Raw genomic sequence first — 19,283 nt, 5'->3', positions numbered from 1 at the left:
GAGTATGATGTCTTCCGTTTCTACATCGGGTTCAGGTGCTGCGAAGTCGGCGCTAAATCTTGGCCGCATTTGGGATCAATACGGGATGCTGGTGGTGTTCGCCGTGCTGTTCCTGGTGTGTGCCATCTTCGTGCCAAACTTTGCCTCCTTCATCAACATGAAGGGGCTGGGGCTGGCGGTATCTATGTCGGGTATGGTCGCATGTGGAATGCTCTTTTGCCTGGCATCCGGCGACTTTGACCTGTCCGTCGCGTCGGTCATTGCCTGTGCCGGGGTCACCACGGCCGTGGTCATCAACATGACCGAGAGCCTGTGGATTGGCGTCGCTGCTGGTCTGTTGCTGGGGATTTTATGCGGTCTGGTGAATGGGTTTGTGATTGCACGGCTAAAAATCAATGCCCTGATCACCACGCTGGCGACAATGCAGATTGTCCGCGGTCTGGCCTACATTATCTCTGACGGCAAGGCGGTCGGGATTGAAGACGAGCGATTCTTCACCCTTGGCTATGCTAACTGGTTTGGGCTGCCGGCGCCTATCTGGATAACGATCGTGTGTTTCATCGTATTTGGCTTATTGCTGAATAAAACCACGTTTGGTCGTAACACGCTGGCTATTGGGGGGAATGAGGAGGCTGCGCGCCTGGCCGGGGTTCCGGTTGTTCGCACCAAGATTATTATCTTTATTCTTTCCGGTCTGGTGTCCGCAATTGCGGGAATTATCCTCGCATCGCGTATGACCAGCGGCCAGCCAATGACCTCAATCGGTTATGAGCTGATCGTGATTTCTGCATGTGTATTAGGTGGTGTTTCGCTGAAAGGCGGCATCGGAAAAATCTCATATGTGGTCGCCGGGGTGTTGATTCTGGGGACGGTTGAGAACGCGATGAACCTGCTGAATATCTCTCCTTTTGCGCAGTACGTCGTACGTGGTCTCATCCTGCTGGCGGCGGTAATCTTCGACCGTTACAAGCAAAAAGCGAAGCGCACTATTTGATGATTTAAGCCCTAACTTTTCAGTCTAGCTTCTGCTAATCGCCAGCCGCTACCCGGCTGGCGATTGTTTTTCCAAATGGCGAGCATGGTCACACTGTCTATACTTATATCCGTCATACATCATCTATACGGCGCGATCCGCGCGGCGTACAAACCATGATGAGGAGGATAACCGGGTGACAGCATCACTGACATTACCCCCTGAACAATCTGCAAACTGTGCTTATTTTTTTGATCTCGATGGGACACTGGCTGAGATCAAGCCCTATCCTGACCAGGTCGTTGTCCCTAAGACAATCCTGCAATTATTACATCAGTTGGCTACGCGTAACGCGGGTGCGCTGGCATTGATTTCAGGGCGCTCGATGGCTGAGCTTGACGGTCTCACCACTCCCTTTCGTTTTCCGCTTGCCGGAGTGCATGGGGCAGAACGCCGTGACATCAATGGTCAAACCCATATAGTGCGCCTGGCCGCAGGAATTGAACGTGAAGCCGGCGCGCTGTTACAGACGGCGTTGTCAAAGCTGCCTGGCACGACGCTGGAAGCAAAAGGTATGGCTTTTGCGCTGCATTATCGTCAGGCGCCTGAGCATGAAGCAGCGTTGATAACGTTGGCTGAATGCATCACACATACATGGCCGCAGCTGGCATTGCAGCATGGAAAATGTGTCGTTGAAATAAAACCTAAAGGTACGAATAAAGGTGACGCGATTGCTGCATTTATGCAGGAAGCGCCTTTTGCCGGACGGATCCCCGTATTTTTCGGTGATGATCTAACGGATGAAACAGGTTTTGAGGTAGTTAACCGCGCAGGCGGTATTTCAGTGAAGGTGGGGAGCGGGGCGACGCAGGCGACATGGCGTCTGGATGGCGTCAGGGATGTCTGGCGTTGGCTGGAGCAAATTAACTCTTCGCAGCAACAATCGAATACAACAAACAACAGAAGAGGTGACTATGGGTCGTTTAGTCGTAGTATCTAATCGTATCGCCTCGCCAGATGACAAAGGGAGCGCAGGTGGGCTCGCGGTCGGTGTGTTGGGCGCGTTAAAAACTGCTGGTGGACTGTGGTTTGGCTGGAGTGGCGATACCGGTAATGAGGATAAACCGTTAAAAAAAGTCACTCGTGGCAATATTACCTGGGCCTCGTTTAATTTGAGCGAGCAGGATTACGAAGAGTATTACTGCCAGTTTTCGAATGCCGTTTTATGGCCTGCATTCCACTACCGGTTGGATTTAGTTCAGTTTCAGCGCCCGGCCTGGGAAGGGTATCAGCGGGTTAATGCCTTGCTGGTCGATAAACTGCTGCCGCTACTGAGCGAAGATGACGTTATTTGGGTTCATGATTACCACCTGTTACCGTTTGCCTACGAGTTGCGTAAACGCGGCGTGAATAATCGCATCGGTTTTTTCCTGCATATTCCTTTCCCGACGCCGGAAATTTTTAACGCGCTCCCGCCACACCAGGCCCTGCTTGAGCAGATGTGTGATTTTGATTTACTGGGTTTCCAGACCGAAAACGATCGCCAGGCTTTTCTGGACTGTTTGGCTGTCCAGACTCAGGTGACGACCCAGAGCGATAAGCGCCACAAAGCATGGGATAAAGCGTTTCGCACAGAAGTGTATCCCATCGGCATTGAGCCGGAGGAAATCGCACGCCAGGCTTCTGGTCCTCTGCCGCCGAAAATGGCGCAGTTAAAGGCTGAGCTTAAGAATGTGAAGAATATATTCTCTGTTGAGCGTCTGGATTACTCCAAAGGCTTGCCAGAGCGCTTCCAGGCCTATGAGGCGCTGTTGGAGCATTACCCGCAGCACCATGGCAAAATTCGCTATACGCAAATAGCGCCAACCTCGCGCGGAGAGGTGCAGGCCTACCAGGACATTCGCCACCAACTGGAAACGGAGGCTGGGCGGATTAACGGGAAATATGGGCAGTTGGGCTGGACACCGCTTTACTATCTCAACCAGTATTTTGACCGCAAATTGCTGATGAAAATATTCCGCTATTCGGACGTAGGCTTGGTAACGCCGTTGCGCGATGGGATGAACCTGGTGGCGAAAGAGTATGTGGCTGCGCAGGATCCTGCCAACCCCGGCGTTCTGGTGTTATCGCAATTTGCCGGGGCAGCAAATGAGCTAACTTCTGCGCTTATCGTGAATCCTTATGACCGGGATGAAGTGGCTGGCGCACTAAACCAAGCGCTGACAATGTCGCTTGCTGAACGTGTGTCTCGTCATGCTGAAATGCTCGAGACTATTGTTAAAAACGATATCGACAACTGGCAGGCGAGATTTATATGCGATCTAAGAAAAGTGACCTCGCGCCAGAGCAAACGCCAGTTGTCAGACAATGTGGCGTCCTGTTCGAAACTGGCGTGAAGACCTGAAGGCGAATATTAATCTCCAGCCAGAGGCACCAACAGAACATCTACCCGGCTTGCGCCGACCACGCTTTTTGCGGAGCAGGAGGCGCGCGAAAAGAAGCTCTGGTTATGGTTGCCGTAAATGACCAGATCGACTGCGTGTTTACGGCAAACGTCGAGAATATGTTCATTCAGTGCCCCATAGGTAATAAAAGTATGCTCGATGGGGTACTGCGCTTCTTTACTGAGCTTATCGATAAAATCCTGGGTCTCCTCTTGCATTAGCTCCCGCAGATCTTCCAGCATGGGGGCGGCAAACTGGTTATACAGTTCAGGGTCTGAGACCAATGTGATCAGGCTAATACGAGCGTTGACAGGGCGAGCGATAGAAACTGCCTTGGCTAACAACTGCTGGCTTTCAGGGGTGGCGGCAACCGCCACCAGAATGTGCGCATAGCTCATAACTCGCTCCTTTTTTTCAAGAATTATGAGAGAACTTTTCTGCTTTACTCAGTTTACTCCATACTGCAACGTTTCCTCTCCACATAGTGTGAATGCCATCATGATTATTCATTAATTATTCTTATAAATAGAATAATCGCTTCACATCATTTGCAAATACGTTCAGCGAACTTAAGTAAAACTCACCACTAATGAAAACAATGTGTTAATAAAAAATAAACAAATATTAACATTTGAAGGGTTATCACCACGCGGTATTAATTAATCACCCTTAATATTTAAGTTGTTGTTTATAAACAATTTAATTGAAAAGGTGTTTTGCATTAAATATGTGATCCAGCTCGCTATTTCATGGCGTGATATTAACGTTTGTGAACGAAATACTATTCGCTTTTATTGCAAGAATATTCGTTCGCCAGGAATTTAAAAGATGAATACCGGATTAAAAAACAAGCAAAGTAAAAGCTACGCTGATGGATTTATGTTAAGTGTTTAGCTGATTTATGTGATCTGTGTCACATATTCTTTAAATTCGCAGCAAGGTTCCGTTGTATGTGTAACTGGCGGCGGGTAGAGTTGCGTCGAATTAGGAAAAATCTTAGACAAATGTAAGAATTGATGTGAGCTTGTAAGAAGGGCGCATTCTTCAAAAGGGCTGGTTTACACAACGTGTATGTGTCATCACGCTGCTATGTATTTGACCTTTTGCTTTTTTTTACCGGGGCTTCCCGGCGACATCACGGGGTGCGGTTTTACCGCATGAAAATAATGTTGGTTATTATGGATGCAAATAATGCATACATCCGAGTTGCTGAAACACATTTATGACATCAATTTGTCATATTTATTGCTTGCACAGCGTTTGATCGTTCAGGACAAAGCATCTGCGATGTTTCGCCTTGGTATCAGCGAAGAGATGGCGGACACGTTGGCAACATTAACTCTTCCTCAAATGGTCAAACTGGCTGAAACAAACCAACTGGTGTGCCATTTCCGTTTCGACGATCACCAGACGGTTACTCGCCTGACGCAAGACTCCCGCGTTGACGATCTCCAGCAAATTCATACCGGCATCATGCTTTCTACGCGACTGTTAAGCGATATCGATGATGCAGCGCGCAAGAAAAGGGCTTGATAATGAGCGAAAAAAGCATTGTTCAGGAAGCGCGTGATATCCAGTTGGCAATGGAATTAATCACATTGGGCGCCCGTTTGCAAATGCTGGAAAGCGAAACGCAATTAAGCCGTGGTCGACTTATCAAGCTGTACAAAGAATTACGCGGCAGTCCTCCGCCAAAAGGGATGCTTCCTTTCTCCACCGATTGGTTTATGACGTGGGAACAAAATATCCATGCTTCGATGTTTTGCAATGCATGGCAATTTCTGCTCAAAACAGGGTTGTGTAGCGGTGTCGATGCCGTAATTAAAGCGTATCGCTTATATCTTGAGCAGTGTCCGCAGCCGGAAGAAGGCCCATTGCTGGCGTTAACTCGCGCATGGACGCTGGTTCGTTTTGTCGACAGCGGATTGCTGGAATTGTCCACATGCAACTGCTGCGGTGGGAACTTTATCACTCACGCACACCAACCAGCAGGTAGCTTTGCCTGCAGTTTATGCCAGCCGCCATCACGGGCCGTAAAAAGACGTAAACTTTCCCAGAATGCTGCCGATATTATTCCACAACTGCTGGATGAACAGATCGAACAGGCTGTTTAACTGATACGGTGTGGATAAACACTCCAGCAGCGGTAAGCGATTACCGCTGCTTTTTTTTGTCCTGACCTCACGTTAACAACCCGACTGCGCATCCTGTCATAGTCAATTGCGAAAGGATGATGTCGTGCTTATCTTATTAGGTTACCTGGTTGTTATTGGTACAGTTTTCGGCGGCTACATGATGACCGGCGGACACCTTGGGGCACTCTATCAACCGGCTGAGCTGGTGATTATCGGTGGCGCGGGTATTGGGGCGTTCATCGTCGGCAATAACGGAAAAGCCATCAAAGGGACGATGAAAGCGATCCCGATGCTTTTTCGCCGTTCGAAATACACCAAAGCGATGTATATGGATCTGCTGGCGCTGCTCTACCGCCTGATGGCCAAGTCACGTCAGCAGGGCATGTTCTCGCTCGAACGCGATATCGAAAACCCAAAAGAGAGTGAAATCTTCGCCAGCTATCCACGCATTCTTGCGGATGCCGTGATGCTTGATTTTATTGTCGATTATCTGCGTTTGATCATCAGCGGCAACATGAACACGTTTGAAATTGAAGCGCTGATGGACGAAGAAATTGAGACGCATGAGAGCGAAGCCGAAGTGCCGGCTAATAGCCTGGCGATGGTTGGCGACTCGCTACCGGCCTTCGGGATCGTGGCGGCGGTTATGGGCGTTGTCCATGCGCTGGCTTCTGCCGATCGTCCGGCGGCTGAACTGGGTTCGCTGATTGCGCATGCGATGGTGGGGACATTCCTCGGTATTTTACTGGCCTATGGTTTTATTTCTCCGCTTGCCAGCGTTCTGCGCCAAAAAAGCGCTGAAACCACCAAGATGATGCAGTGCGTGAAGATAACGCTGCTCTCCAACCTGAATGGTTACGCCCCGCCGATTGCCGTTGAATTTGGTCGTAAGACATTGTATTCCAGCGAACGTCCTTCGTTTATCGAACTGGAAGAGCATGTTCGTGCGGTGAGAAATCCAGCGGCGCAGCAGACGACCGAGGACGCATGAAAAATCAGGCCCATCCCATTATCGTCGTAAAGCGACGCAAACATAAAGGTCACGGTGGTGGGGCGCATGGTTCGTGGAAAATCGCCTACGCCGATTTTATGACCGCGATGATGGCCTTCTTTCTGGTGATGTGGCTCATTTCCATCTCCAGCCCTAAAGAATTGATCCAGATTGCCGAATATTTCCGTACTCCACTGGCTACCGCGGTGACTGGCGGCAATCGTATTTCGAATAGCCAAAGCCCCATTCCAGGTGGCGGTGATGATTACACCCAGCAGCAGGGCGAGGTGCACAAGCAGCCGAATATTGATGATTTGAGAAAACGCATGGAGCAAAGCCGTTTAAGCAAACTTCGCGGTGACCTCGATCAACTGATTGAATCGGACCCCAAACTGCGTGCGCTGCGTCCGCATTTGAAAATTGATTTAGTTCAGGAAGGGCTGCGGATCCAGATTATCGACAGTCAGAACCGACCAATGTTTAAGACCGGCAGCGCTGAAGTTGAGCCGTATATGCGCGATATCCTGCGGGCCATTGCGCCAGTGCTCAACGGTATCCCGAACCGAATTAGTCTTTCCGGACATACGGATGATTACCCTTACGCCAACGGTGAGAAAGGGTACAGCAACTGGGAGCTGTCTGCCGATCGCGCTAATGCGTCGCGCCGCGAGCTGGTTAGCGGCGGTCTGGACGATGGAAAAGTATTACGGGTGGTAGGCATGGCCGCCACGATGCGTCTGAGCGATCGCGGTCCTGAGGACGCCATCAACCGCCGTATTAGCCTGCTGGTTCTCAATAAGCAGGCAGAAGAGGCCATTTTGCATGAAAACGCTGAAAGCCAGAATGAGCCGGTAAGTGTCTTACAACAGCCAGCGGAACTTCCGCCGGCAAGCGTTCCCACATCGCCACCAGCCAATCCGAGGTGATAGCGTGAGCATGGATATTAGCGATTTTTATCAGACTTTTTTTGATGAAGCCGACGAACTGTTGGCCGACATGGAGCAACACCTGCTCGATTTGGTTCCTGAAGCCCCGGACTCCGAACAGCTGAATGCCATTTTTCGTGCTGCGCACTCGATAAAAGGCGGGGCGGGCACCTTCGGCTTTACCATTTTGCAGGAAACGACCCATCTGATGGAAAACCTGCTGGATGAAGCGCGGCGTGGCGAGATGCAGCTTAATGCCGACATTATCAACCTGTTTTTGGAAACGAAAGATATTATGCAGGAACAGCTCGACGCCTATAAAAACTCAGAAGAGCCGGATGCCGCCAGCTTTGAGTACATTTGTAATGCGTTACGACAGTTAGCGCTTGAAGCAAAAGGTGAAACCTCACCCGCGCTCGTCAATACCGCAAAGCTGAGCGTTGTTGACAGCGCGACGATACAGGAAGAAGCCGTTGCCAATCCCGCTGCGGCCAGTGAAGAGTTCAAGAAACGCATTATTCTCTCGCGCCTGAAATCCAGTGAAGTTGATCTGCTGGAAGAGGAACTGGGGAATCTGGCGACCTTAACCGACGTGGTGAAAGGCCGCGATACGTTGTCGGCAACGCTGGATGGTAACCTCGCGGAGGATGACATCATTGCGGTGCTCTGCTTCGTCATTGAAGCGGATCAGATTGAATTCGAAACCATCAGCGCAGCACCCGTGGCGGTTGATGCACAAGCGGAAACTGAAACGGTAGCCGTTGTCGCGCCGCCGCAGCCGGTTGCCGTTGCGCCTGCGGTTAAAGCCGCCGCCAGTGAAGCGCCACACGCCCGCGCAGAACGTGACAAACCTGCCCGTGCCAGTGAATCAACCAGCATCCGCGTAGCGGTAGAGAAGGTTGATCAGCTCATTAACCTGGTCGGTGAGCTGGTTATCACCCAGTCAATGCTGGCCCAGCGTTCTAATGAACTGGATCCTGTTAATCACGGCGATCTCATCACCAGCATGGGTCAGTTACAACGTAACGCCCGTGATTTGCAAGAATCGGTGATGTCGATTCGTATGATGCCGATGGAGTACGTGTTCAGCCGTTTCCCACGCCTGGTCCGCGATCTGGCCGGTAAGTTGGGTAAACAGGTAGAACTGACGCAGGTGGGGAGTTCAACAGAACTCGATAAGAGTCTGATTGAACGCATCATCGATCCATTGACGCACCTGGTGCGTAACAGCCTGGACCACGGTATTGAACTGCCGGAAAAACGACTGGAAGCCGGGAAAAGCCCGATCGGCAATCTGACGCTTTCCGCCGAACACCAGGGCGGGAATATTTGTATTGAAGTGACCGATGATGGCGCGGGTCTGAACCGCGAACGAATCCTCGCTAAAGCCATCTCCCAGGGGATGCCGATCCACGAAAACATGAGCGATGACGAAGTCGGGATGCTGATTTTCGCCCCGGGCTTCTCAACGGCCGAACAGGTGACGGATGTCTCTGGTCGCGGTGTGGGTATGGATGTGGTGAAACGAAATATCCAGGAGATGGGCGGCCATGTTGAGATCCAATCGAAGCAAGGACAGGGTACGACCATCCGAATTTTGCTGCCGCTGACGCTGGCGATCCTTGACGGGATGTCCGTACGCGTGGCGGACGAAGTCTTTATTCTGCCGCTGAATGCCGTGATGGAGTCACTGCAACCACGCGAAGAAGATCTCCATCCGCTGGCCGGAGGAGAGCGCGTTCTGGAAGTGCGTGGTGAATATCTGCCGCTGGTTGAGCTGTGGAAAGTCTTCGAAGTTGAAGGCGCAAAAACCGAAGCAACGCAGGGCATCGTAGTGATTTTACAAAGCGCAGGTCGTCGCTATGCGCTGCTTGTCGATCAGTTAATTGGCCAACACCAGGTGGTGGTCAAAAACCTGGAAAGCAACTACCGCAAAGTGCCTGGTATTTCTGCTGCAACGATTCTCGGCGACGGTAGCGTCGCGTTGATTGTTGATGTTTCTGCATTGCAGGGGTTAAACCGCGAACAACGTGTGGCGATCACAGCCGCCTGATTGAGTAAGAAAGGGAATAATATGACCGGTATGAGTAATGTAACTAAACTGGCCGGCGAACCGTCAGGTCAGGAATTCCTCGTGTTTACGCTGGGGGATGAAGAGTACGGTATCGATATCCTGAAAGTGCAGGAAATCCGTGGTTACGATCAGGTAACCCGCATTGCTAACACGCCAGCGTTTATCAAAGGCGTCACCAACCTGCGCGGTGTGATTGTGCCGATTGTTGATCTGCGCGTGAAGTTTAGCCAGAGCGATGTGGATTACAACGAAAACACTGTGGTGATTGTGCTGAATCTGGGACAACGGGTGGTTGGGATTGTGGTGGATGGCGTATCTGACGTTCTGTCGCTGACGACCGATCAAATCCGGCCGGCACCGGAATTCGCGGTTACGCTGTCAACGGAATATCTGACGGGACTGGGCGCGCTGGGAGACCGGATGCTGATTCTGGTCAACATTGAAAAACTGCTGAACAGCGAAGAGATGGCGTTGTTAGATATTGCCGCCGCTCATATGGCGTAAATAAGTAAATATATTATCCGGCCTACAATAATTGCTGTTGTAGGCCGGATAAGCGTAACGTATCCGGCATTATCGCATCTTAAGCTTCCCGCTCAACCAGCTCTGGTTCTTCTTCAAGTAAACCTTCATCTTGTGCCAGCATCGCCGTTGCAATCCCGTTACCCAATACGTTGATCGCTGAGCGTCCCATATCGAGGAAGTGGTCGATACCCATCAGTAACAGAATCCCGGCAACCGGAATATTAAAACTTGGGATGGTTGCTGCCAGCACCACCAGCGCAGAACGCGGCACACCAGCAATCCCTTTGGACGCCAGCATCAGGGTCAACATCAGGACGGTGATTTCTGCAAAGGAGAGATGGATATTGTAGGCCTGTGCGATAAACATAGAAGCAAATGAGCAGTAGACCATGGACCCCACCAGGTTAAACGAATAACCGATAGGCAGTACAAATGACACGATGTTGGGCGAGCAGCCAAATTTTGTTAATTGCTCCAGCGTTTTCGGATAAGCGGCTTCGGAGCTGCTGGTGGTGAAGGCGACCAGAACCGGATCTTTCAGCATGCTGACCAGACGGAACACCTCTTTTTTCAGCATCACATAACCCACGGCCAGCAGGACCAGACAGGTCAGCAAAATGGCTACATAATAACCACCAATGAACGACGCGTAGTTGAGCAGGATCCCCAGACCCTGGGTGGAGATAACGGAAGAGATGGCGGCAAAAATAGCCAGCGGCGCAACATACATCACGTAACCGGTTACCTTCAGCATAATGTGGGAGACGACATCCAGCGCGGCAACCAGCGGGGCGTTAAATTTCTCGCCGAGCGATGCTCCACCAATACCGAAGAACATCGAGAACACGACGATTTGCAGGATCTCATTGTTGGCCATCGCCTCGGCGATGCTGGTGGGAATAGTGTGAGTCAGAAAACCTTTCAGGCTCATACCGCCCACGGCCAGGCCGGTATCAGTGGCTTCCAGCGGGATCGCCAGGTTCAGCCCGCTGCCAGGTTGTTCGAGGGAGACCACAAACAGACCGACCAGAATAGACAGAATAGAAGAGCTGATAAACCAGATCATCGCTTTTCCGCCCACGCGTCCGATGGTTGAGGTTTCGCCCAGGCGCATAATACCCACGGTCAGGGTGCTGAATACTAAAGGCGCAATCACCATCTTAATCAGGCGCAAAAAGATGTCGGTGAGAAGGGTAATATTATCGGCCCAGGCGGTAACAACGCCGGGGGAGGCATAAGAGTGGATCACCGCACCCGAAAGGATCCCCGCCAGCATGAAGATCACAATAAACAACGTGAGTTTGTTTGCATTTGCCACTAAAAAGCCCTCAGTAAGGATTTAACATTTATTGTTCGGTTACTCATTTTTTATACTTATTAAGTGGTAACGAAGTATTCATCATATAAATTGGATTAAAGCGTAGGCGGATACAACTTTTTTTAATTTTTTATTCATTTTGTTGTGGTATTTATAAGGTGGATATGTGATCTCCGTCACGAAAAAATGCATAATTGTTCTCATCTGACCATACGCTCTGACAGATATGAATGTTATTTACATGATAATTATGATGTTTTTATGTGAATGGTTTGTAGTGGCCGTTCAGTTGCTGTCCAGTCGTTCTGCCTGACTTTATTTCCCTCCCGTATTTCCCTTTCGCAAACGTAAAGTTATCTCAGCGGGTGCCGATAACGTTGATAACTCGTTTTCAGGAAGGTGCCTTATGTTTAACCGTATCCGCGTTGTAACAATGCTGATGATGGTGCTGGGGGTTTTCGCACTGCTACAGCTTGTTTCCGGTGGTCTGTTGTTTTCTTCATTGCAGCAGAACCAGCAAAGTTTTGTTATTTCTAACGATCTTCGACAGCAGCAAAGCGAACTCACCTCAACATGGGATCTGATGCTGCAAACACGAATTAATTTAAGCCGTTCTTCCGCGCGTATGATGATGGATGCGTCCAATCAGCAAAGCAGCGCGAAAAACGATCTGCTGAAGAATGCGAAGGCATCGCTGGCGCAGGCAGAAACGCATTACGCAAAATTTAAAAACATCACGCCGTTGCCCGAAATGGCAGAAGCCAGCGGCAACGTTGATGAGAAGTATCAGCAGTACCATGCGGCCTTAGCAGAACTGGTCCAGTTTCTGGAAAACGGCAATATGGATGCCTATTTCGCGCAACCTACTCAGGGAATGCAAAACGCGCTCGGCGAGGCGTTGGGCAAGTATGCCAGCGTTAGCGAGAAGCTTTACGTTCAGGCATTCGATCAAAGCGCGCGTGATTACCACTTCGCCCAATGGCAGCTCGGCATTCTGGCCGTGGTGCTGGTGCTGATTTTGGTGGTGGTGTGGTACGGCATCCGTCATACCTTGCTCACTCCTCTGGCGCGTGTTATTGCCCATATCCGTGAGATCGCCAGCGGTAATTTAACCGCGACGCTGACGGTCCAAGGGCGTAACGAAATTGGCGAACTGGCCAGTACGGTTGACCATATGCAGCGTTCGCTGACGGAAACCGTCACCTTGGTACGTGAAGGCTCTGATGCGATTTATTCCGGTACCAGCGAAATTGCCAGTGGTAACACCGATCTTTCATCCCGTACTGAGCAACAGGCGTCTGCGCTGGAAGAAACCGCAGCCAGCATGGAACAACTGACCGCAACCGTGAAGCAAAATGCGGATAACGCGCGTCAGGCCTCGCAATTGGCGAAAAGCGCCTCCGATACCGCACAGCATGGCGGCAAAGTGGTGGATAGCGTGGTGAACACCATGCATGAAATTGCCGATAGCTCGAAGAAAATTGCCGACATCATCAGCGTCATCGATGGCATTGCTTTCCAGACCAACATTCTCGCACTGAATGCGGCGGTTGAAGCGGCGCGTGCCGGTGAGCAAGGGCGTGGTTTTGCCGTGGTTGCAGGAGAAGTGCGTAATCTGGCAAGCCGTAGTGCGCAGGCGGCGAAAGAGATCAAAGCATTAATTGAAGACTCTGTTTCCCGAGTGGATACCGGCTCTGTACTGGTAGAGAGCGCCGGGGAAACCATGAATGACATTGTCAATGCTGTGACGCGGGTGACCGACATTATGGGTGAAATCGCCTCCGCTTCAGACGAGCAGAGCCGCGGGATAGATCAGGTTGCACTCGCCGTATCTGAAATGGATCGCGTGACGCAACAGAACGCCTCGCTGGTTCAGGAATCGGCCGCCGCAGCGGCAGCCCTCGAAGAACAGGCCAGTCGCTTAACTCAGTCGGTATCGACTTTCCGTCTCGCGTCACGTCCGGCGTCGGCTAAACCCCGCGATACGCGGTTACCTGCGGCGGCGACTGTATCCTATCCGCGCCAGAACACTGAACAAGATACGAATTGGGAAACATTTTGACTGGTAGTTAAACCGCGGCCTGCGCCGCCCGATGGGAGCGTTGATGTTTAATCGTATTCGAATTTCGACCACGCTGTTTTTGATTTTAATCCTCTGCGGTGTTTTGCAGATTGGCAGTAATGGCTTGTCCTTCTGGGCATTTCGGGACGGTTTTCAAAACCTGAATCAGGTCGAAAGGAGTAACCAGCAACGCGCTGCGCTGGCCCAAACTCGCGCTGTGTTATTACAGGCCAGTACGGCCCTTAATAAGGCAGGAACACTGACAGCCCTGAGCTATCCGCCAGAGGATATCAAAGCCTTGATGACGCTTGCGCGCGATAGCCTGGCGCAGTCCGAGTCAATGTTTAAACGCTTTATGGCGACGTCGGATACGACAGAACAAGGGAAGGCGCTGATTGGCGCGACGGAGAAAAGCTTTAGCCAATGGCATAGCGATCTGGTTCATCAGGCAACCTGGCTTGAGAACAACCAATTGTCGGATTTTCTGACCGCGCCGGTGCAGGCTTCTCAGGATGCCTTTGATGTGAATGTGAATGCGTGGCAAAGCAATATCGACCGCGTGTTGCAAACAGCAGGGGATCTCAGCCAGCGTAATTACCATATGTCCGGGGTGATTTTCGCCACCATGGTGGTACTGGCGGTGCTGTTAACCAGTGCGGCGTTGTACTGGTCGCGCAAGATGATTGTCCAGCCGCTGGCGATTATCGGCAGCCATTTCGACAGCATTGCCGCGGGTAACCTGGCGCGGCCGGTAGCAGTTTATGGTCGCAATGAGATCTCGGCCATTTTTGCCAGCCTCAAGAAGATGCAGCAGGCGCTACGTGAAACGGTGAGTGAAGTTCGCCAGGGTAGCACAGCCATGCATAGCGGCATTTCTGAAATCGCGATGGGCAATAACGATTTATCTTCGCGAACTGAACAGCAGGCGGCTGCACTGGCGCAAACGGCTGCAAGTATGGAACAACTCACTGCCACCGTAGGGCAAAATGCGGATAACGCACGCCAGGCTTCAGGAATTGCGAAAAGTGCGGCAGACACAGCGCATAAAGGCGGGGAACAGACGTCCCGCGTTGCCAGTACCATGCATGAAATTTCCGCCAGTTCGCAGAAAATTGGCGACATTACCGCTGTGATTGACAGCATTGCTTTCCAGACCAATATCCTGGCGCTGAATGCCGCGGTAGAGGCCGCCCGCGCGGGGGAACAGGGGCGTGGTTTTGCGGTCGTTGCCGGTGAGGTGCGTAATTTGGCCAGCCGGAGCGCTCAGGCGGCAAAGGAAATTAAGGGACTGATAGAAGAATCTGTCACCCGGGTCCATCAGGGATCGCAACTGGTGGATATGGCGGCGCGCACGATGACGGAAATTGTCAGCTCTGTTACCCGGGTTAACGACATCATGGGGGAGATTGCCTCGGCGTCTGATGAACAGCGCAGAGGTATTGAACAGGTGGCGCAGGCTGTCAGCCAGATGGACTCCGTGACGCAGCAAAACGCCGGTCTGGTGGAAGAAGCCGCATCCGCCACCGGACAACTCGCCACACAGGCCGATCATCTTTCTGCCTGTGTCGCATTTTTTAAGCTTGAAGAGCAAAACGTAGCAAAACAAGAGTTGGTGCAGCTGCAGGTTGTGCCCGTTGTATCCTGAATGTGATTGAGAAGGCGCTATGACATCATCTCTGCCCTCCGGGCAAACGTCATTATTGTTACAGATGACACAGCGCCTCGCGCTGTCTGACGCGCATTTTCGTCGGATATGTCAATTAATCTACCAGCGTGCGGGGATCGTACTGGCCGACCATAAGCGGGATATGGTTTATAACCGCCTGGTCCGCCGCCTGCGAACCCTGGGACTGGATGACTTTGGTCGCTATCTCAGCATGCTGGAAGCTAACCAGAACAGTGCTGAGTGGCAGGCTTTTATTAACTCCCTGACCACCAACCTGACCGCGTTTTTTCGCGAAGGGCATCATTTTCCGGTGCTGTCAGATCATGCTCGTCGGCGTAGCGGTGAATACCGCGTCTGGAGCGCGGCGGCGTCAACCGGAGAAGAGCCGTACAGCATTGCTATTACGCTCGCCGATACCTTAGGTATGGCGCCGGGCCGTTGGCGTGTTTTTGCCAGCGACATTGATACCGAAGTGCTGGAAAAGGCCAGAAGCGGTATTTACCGCCTTGATGAACTGAAGACGTTGTCACCCCAGCAGTTGCAGCGTTATTTCATGCGCGGTACCGGACCGCATGAAGGGCTGGTACGCGTGCGGCAGGAACTGGCGGGGCATGTTGAATTTTCCAGCGTGAACTTACTGGATAAGCAGTACAACGTGCCGGGGCCCTTCGATGCCATATTTTGCCGTAACGTAATGATCTACTTCGATAAAACGACGCAACAGGACATTTTGCACCGTTTTGTTCCACTTCTTAAACCCGATGGGCTGCTGTTTGCAGGTCATTCAGAAAACTTTAGCAACCTCGTGCGCGAGTTTAGCCTGCGTGGACAGACCGTGTATGCGCATGCGCCAGGTAAGGATAAAGCATGAGTAAAATCAGGGTGTTGTCGGTTGATGATTCTGCATTGATGCGTCAAATCATGACCGAAATTATTAACAGCCACAGTGATATGGAAATGGTGGCGACGGCGCCGGATCCGTTGGTCGCCCGGGATTTAATCAAAAAATACAATCCCGACGTCCTGACGCTGGATGTGGAAATGCCGCGCATGGACGGCCTCGACTTTCTTGAGAAGTTGATGCGTCTGCGTCCGATGCCGGTAGTGATGGTTTCTTCGCTGACCGGTAAAGGTTCAGAGGTCACGCTGCGGGCACTGGAGTTGGGGGCGATTGATTTTGTCACCAAACCGCAACTGGGGATCCGTGAAGGGATGTTGGCCTACAGCGAGATGATCGCGGAGAAGATCCGCACCGCGTCGCGGGCAAAACTGGCAGCCCATAAACCCATGGCGGCACCGACGACCTTAAAGGCAGGGCCATTACTCAGTTCGGAAAAATTGCTGGTGATTGGCGCCTCAACCGGAGGAACAGAGGCAATTCGCCATGTACTCCAGCCATTGCCGCTTTCAAGTCCGGGTATTCTTATCACCCAGCATATGCCGCCCGGATTTACCCGCTCGTTCGCCGAACGTCTGAACAAACTGTGTCAGATCACGGTGAAAGAAGCAGAAGACGGGGAACGCGTTCTCCCGGGGCATGCATATATTGCGCCGGGTGACAAACATATGGAACTGGCGCGCAGCGGCGCGAACTACCAAATCAAAATTCATGACGGTCCGCCGGTTAACCGGCACCGGCCTTCAGTGGATGTGCTGTTCCATTCGGTGGCAAAACATGCGGGGCGCAATGCCGTGGGAGTGATCCTGACCGGTATGGGCAACGACGGCGCCGCCGGAATGTTAGCGATGAACCAGGCTGGCGCCTGGACCATTGCACAAAATGAAGCAAGTTGTGTGGTGTTCGGCATGCCGCGCGAGGCCATCAATATGGGTGGCGTAAGCGAAGTGGTCGATCTTAGCCAGGTAAGCCAGCAAATGCTGGCGAAAATCAGTGCCGGACAGGCAATACGTATTTGAATCAGGAGTTTATTTTTTATGGCGGATAAAGAGCTTAAGTTTTTGGTTGTGGATGACTTTTCCACCATGCGTCGCATCGTGCGTAACCTGCTCAAAGAGCTGGGGTTCAACAATGTTGAAGAGGCGGAAGACGGCGTGGACGCGCTGAATAAGCTGCAGGCTGGTGGATTCGGTTTTGTCATTTCCGACTGGAACATGCCGAACATGGATGGCCTGGAACTGCTGAAAACCATTCGTGCCGATGGCGGAATGTCCTCCCTGCCGGTGCTGATGGTTACGGCAGAAGCAAAGAAAGAAAACATCATTGCGGCAGCACAGGCAGGCGCCAGTGGTTATGTCGTAAAACCGTTTACGGCGGCGACGCTGGAAGAAAAACTCAATAAGATCTTTGAGAAACTGGGCATGTGAGGGTGTGATAATGATGATGCAACCACAAATTAAACCTGCTGACGAACATTCAGCAGGGGACATCATCGCGCGCATCGGCAGTTTGACCCGAATGCTGCGCGACAGCCTGCGTGAACTGGGGCTGGATCAGGCCATTGCCGAAGCGGCAGAGGCGATTCCCGATGCCCGCGATCGTCTCGATTACGTTGTGCAAATGACCGCACAGGCGGCAGAGCGCGCGCTGAACAGCGTGGAAGCTTCGCAGCCGCATCAAGACGCGATGGAAAAAGGGGCCAAAGACCTGACCAAACGCTGGGATGAATGGTTCGAAAATCCGATCGAACTGTCTGATGCCCGTGAACTGGTCACCGACACCCGTCAGTTTCTTGGTGACGTGCCCGGACATACCAGCTTTACCAATGCTCAGCTGCTGGACATCATGATGGCGCAGGATTTCCAGGACCTTACCGGTCAGGTCATCAAGCGCATGATGGATGTTATTCAGGAAATTGAACGTCAGTTGCTGATGGTTCTGCTGGAAAACATTCCGGAACAGGGCGCTCGGCCAAAACGTGAAAACGAAAGCTTGCTGAACGGCCCGCAGGTCGACACCTCAAAAGCCGGCGTAGTGGCAAGTCAGGATCAGGTTGATGACCTGCTGGATAGCCTCGGGTTCTGATTGTTGCGCGGCTCCCCTCAGGTCGCTGTCTGGATCTGAGGGGAAAAGTTCTCAGCGCAAATCCATTTTAACGGTCATGTTGCCTTCAAAACTCCCTGGTTCCGGGCGGCTGGCGGTGGTAGAGACCGGCGCAGCCGTCATGTTAATTGTGCCATTTCCCTGTTCATCCAGCGTAACAGGAAAGTCCACAGAACCATCCAGTACTACGTTCTGATTATTTGCATCAAACATTCTGATGCCGAGATCGTTTCTGCCAATCAGTTTAGCGATGTAGGACTGGCTACCCTCTACCACGCCCTGATCGGCGGTCAACGTCAGCTTAATTTTGTCGCTGTTGCCGATGGCAGGGCCGTCACAATGGTAGGCGATATCGACATCTTTCAGCGTATAGCCTCTTGGCGGTTGACCCTGGTTAACAAACTGGCTACTGATAATACTCCCCATCTCAACCTCAATGGTGCTTCCAGCATTAATCGTACAGCTGAGCGGGGCCGTGAGTTTGCCGCTCAGCCAGATATTGGACACCAGTTGCGCATCGGTGTTCTGGCAAGAGCCACTACCTGTATATAAACAGGCATAGCTTTGCATGACTAGCGTTGGATTGATGATCTCTTCACCCAGAATCGGTTTTTTTATGTACAGATAAAAACGTATTACGCTCGGCTTGAACTTTCGCTTTATCGTTGCGCCGCCGGTCGGTCGCGTTTCATCGTTACAGACGTCAGCAGTACCTTCAGTCTGTTTTTGCATTGCCTTTTCTCCGGGCATATTGCCCATTGGGGTGGGGTACTCGGTGATTCTGATCTCACTTAACCCCGTGCCATCGGGATTGTCGATGGCGTCATTAAATCCCGAAACCTTGATATCCAGATTCTCTGTTAAGACTCCGTATCCACTGACGCCTGCCGTCAGCGGGCTACCGGCGAAATTGTATTCAATAATCGTCGATGCTGACGTGGTATTGGCGGGACAGGTACAGTTGGCTTCTATCTCCGGCCCGGTACCTGGCATGTAACTCCCCGTTTCGTATGAATAATTTATGATGTTTTCTGTGCTGCTGAGTTCATGTTCATACTGCACTGAATAGTCAGCAGGTGCTCCAAAGCAATTTGTTAACAGCGTTATCGCCGCCTGGACTGAGGCTGGTAATATAAAGAGAACTGAGGTCAATACGACCGCAAAAATG

18 protein-coding genes are annotated in these 19,283 nt (G+C 51.6%); 15 read left to right on the top strand and 3 right to left on the bottom strand.

Going from position 1 to position 19,283, the window contains the following annotated elements:
• Positions 1-7: 7 nt before the first annotated feature.
• From araH to otsA, 3 genes are all read left to right on the top strand, one after another.
• Positions 8-994 carry an L-arabinose ABC transporter permease AraH gene (araH, locus tag ACVXHP_RS06630; RefSeq protein WP_200006081.1) on the top strand — a complete coding sequence of 329 codons (987 nt, stop codon included), beginning with the start codon at positions 8-10 and terminating at the stop codon, positions 992-994.
• Positions 995-1,169: 175 nt separating this feature from the next.
• A complete protein-coding gene (gene otsB / locus ACVXHP_RS06625) occupies positions 1,170-1,973 on the top strand; it encodes a trehalose-phosphatase (RefSeq protein ID WP_137348885.1) in 804 nt (267 codons plus the stop codon).
• Positions 1,948-3,369 (top strand): alpha,alpha-trehalose-phosphate synthase, encoded by a 1,422-nt coding sequence (gene otsA, locus ACVXHP_RS06620; RefSeq protein ID WP_304700000.1) that lies wholly within the window; start codon positions 1,948-1,950, stop codon positions 3,367-3,369. Before otsB ends, otsA begins: the two co-directional genes overlap by 26 nt.
• Positions 3,370-3,386: 17 nt before the next feature.
• Here the strand turns inward: otsA and uspC are convergent, their stop codons facing one another.
• Positions 3,387-3,815 carry a universal stress protein UspC gene (uspC, locus tag ACVXHP_RS06615; protein ID WP_316129041.1) on the bottom strand — a complete coding sequence of 143 codons (429 nt, stop codon included), beginning with the start codon at positions 3,813-3,815 and terminating at the stop codon, positions 3,387-3,389.
• Positions 3,816-4,608: 793 nt separating this feature from the next.
• Between uspC and flhD the strand changes: the two genes are divergently transcribed.
• The 6 genes from flhD to cheW all read left to right on the top strand — a co-directional run bounded on the left by flhD (position 4,609) and on the right by cheW (position 10,047).
• Positions 4,609-4,950 (top strand): flagellar transcriptional regulator FlhD, encoded by a 342-nt coding sequence (gene flhD / locus ACVXHP_RS06610; RefSeq protein WP_003034622.1) that lies wholly within the window; start codon positions 4,609-4,611, stop codon positions 4,948-4,950.
• Positions 4,951-4,952: 2 nt separating this feature from the next.
• Positions 4,953-5,531 (top strand): flagellar transcriptional regulator FlhC, encoded by a 579-nt coding sequence (flhC, locus tag ACVXHP_RS06605; protein WP_042307995.1) that lies wholly within the window; start codon positions 4,953-4,955, stop codon positions 5,529-5,531.
• 124 nt (positions 5,532-5,655) lie between these two features.
• Positions 5,656-6,543: a flagellar motor stator protein MotA gene (gene motA / locus ACVXHP_RS06600; RefSeq protein WP_032939611.1), complete on the top strand. Its 888-nt coding sequence runs from the start codon at positions 5,656-5,658 to the stop codon at positions 6,541-6,543.
• Entirely contained in the window at positions 6,540-7,469 is a 930-nt protein-coding gene (motB, locus tag ACVXHP_RS06595) for a flagellar motor protein MotB (protein ID WP_038641486.1), read from the top strand. Before motA ends, motB begins: the two co-directional genes overlap by 4 nt.
• 4 nt (positions 7,470-7,473) lie before the next feature.
• Entirely contained in the window at positions 7,474-9,522 is a 2,049-nt protein-coding gene (gene cheA / locus ACVXHP_RS06590; protein WP_447571091.1) for a chemotaxis protein CheA, read from the top strand.
• 21 nt (positions 9,523-9,543) lie between these two features.
• A complete protein-coding gene (cheW, locus tag ACVXHP_RS06585) occupies positions 9,544-10,047 on the top strand; it encodes a chemotaxis protein CheW (protein WP_042307767.1) in 504 nt (167 codons plus the stop codon).
• Positions 10,048-10,126: 79 nt separating this feature from the next.
• On the opposite strand, the gene ACVXHP_RS06580 is transcribed toward cheW, so the two are convergent.
• Positions 10,127-11,386, bottom strand: a complete 1,260-nt coding sequence (locus tag ACVXHP_RS06580) for a dicarboxylate/amino acid:cation symporter (protein ID WP_003833882.1) — start codon at positions 11,384-11,386, stop codon at positions 10,127-10,129.
• A 406-nt stretch (positions 11,387-11,792) separates the two neighbouring features.
• Here ACVXHP_RS06580 and tar point away from each other — a divergent pair, with 406 nt between their 5' ends.
• The 6 genes from tar to cheZ are packed head-to-tail and all read left to right on the top strand — an operon-like array spanning position 11,793 to position 18,097.
• Positions 11,793-13,448 (top strand): methyl-accepting chemotaxis protein II, encoded by a 1,656-nt coding sequence (gene tar, locus ACVXHP_RS06575; protein WP_200006087.1) that lies wholly within the window; start codon positions 11,793-11,795, stop codon positions 13,446-13,448.
• A 43-nt stretch (positions 13,449-13,491) separates the two neighbouring features.
• Entirely contained in the window at positions 13,492-15,093 is a 1,602-nt protein-coding gene (gene tap, locus ACVXHP_RS06570; protein WP_447571090.1) for a methyl-accepting chemotaxis protein IV, read from the top strand.
• 19 nt (positions 15,094-15,112) lie between these two features.
• Positions 15,113-15,985 (top strand): protein-glutamate O-methyltransferase CheR, encoded by an 873-nt coding sequence (gene cheR, locus ACVXHP_RS06565; protein ID WP_038641472.1) that lies wholly within the window; start codon positions 15,113-15,115, stop codon positions 15,983-15,985.
• Positions 15,982-17,031, top strand: a complete 1,050-nt coding sequence (locus tag ACVXHP_RS06560) for a protein-glutamate methylesterase/protein-glutamine glutaminase (RefSeq protein WP_038641470.1) — start codon at positions 15,982-15,984, stop codon at positions 17,029-17,031. Before cheR ends, ACVXHP_RS06560 begins: the two co-directional genes overlap by 4 nt.
• Positions 17,032-17,049: 18 nt before the next feature.
• Entirely contained in the window at positions 17,050-17,439 is a 390-nt protein-coding gene (gene cheY / locus ACVXHP_RS06555; protein ID WP_042307777.1) for a chemotaxis response regulator CheY, read from the top strand.
• A 13-nt stretch (positions 17,440-17,452) separates the two neighbouring features.
• Positions 17,453-18,097 carry a protein phosphatase CheZ gene (cheZ, locus tag ACVXHP_RS06550; protein ID WP_029139578.1) on the top strand — a complete coding sequence of 215 codons (645 nt, stop codon included), beginning with the start codon at positions 17,453-17,455 and terminating at the stop codon, positions 18,095-18,097.
• 51 nt (positions 18,098-18,148) lie between these two features.
• Here the strand turns inward: cheZ and ACVXHP_RS06545 are convergent, their stop codons facing one another.
• Positions 18,149-19,108: a fimbrial protein gene (locus ACVXHP_RS06545; RefSeq protein ID WP_447571089.1), complete on the bottom strand. Its 960-nt coding sequence runs from the start codon at positions 19,106-19,108 to the stop codon at positions 18,149-18,151.
• Between the last annotated feature and the right edge of the window lie 175 nt (positions 19,109-19,283).

The sequence above is a fragment of the Citrobacter freundii complex sp. 2025EL-00176 genome, from assembly GCF_053309355.1.
The sequence above is the reverse complement of the archived record's forward strand: the minus strand, read 5'-3'. Positions and strand labels throughout refer to the sequence as shown.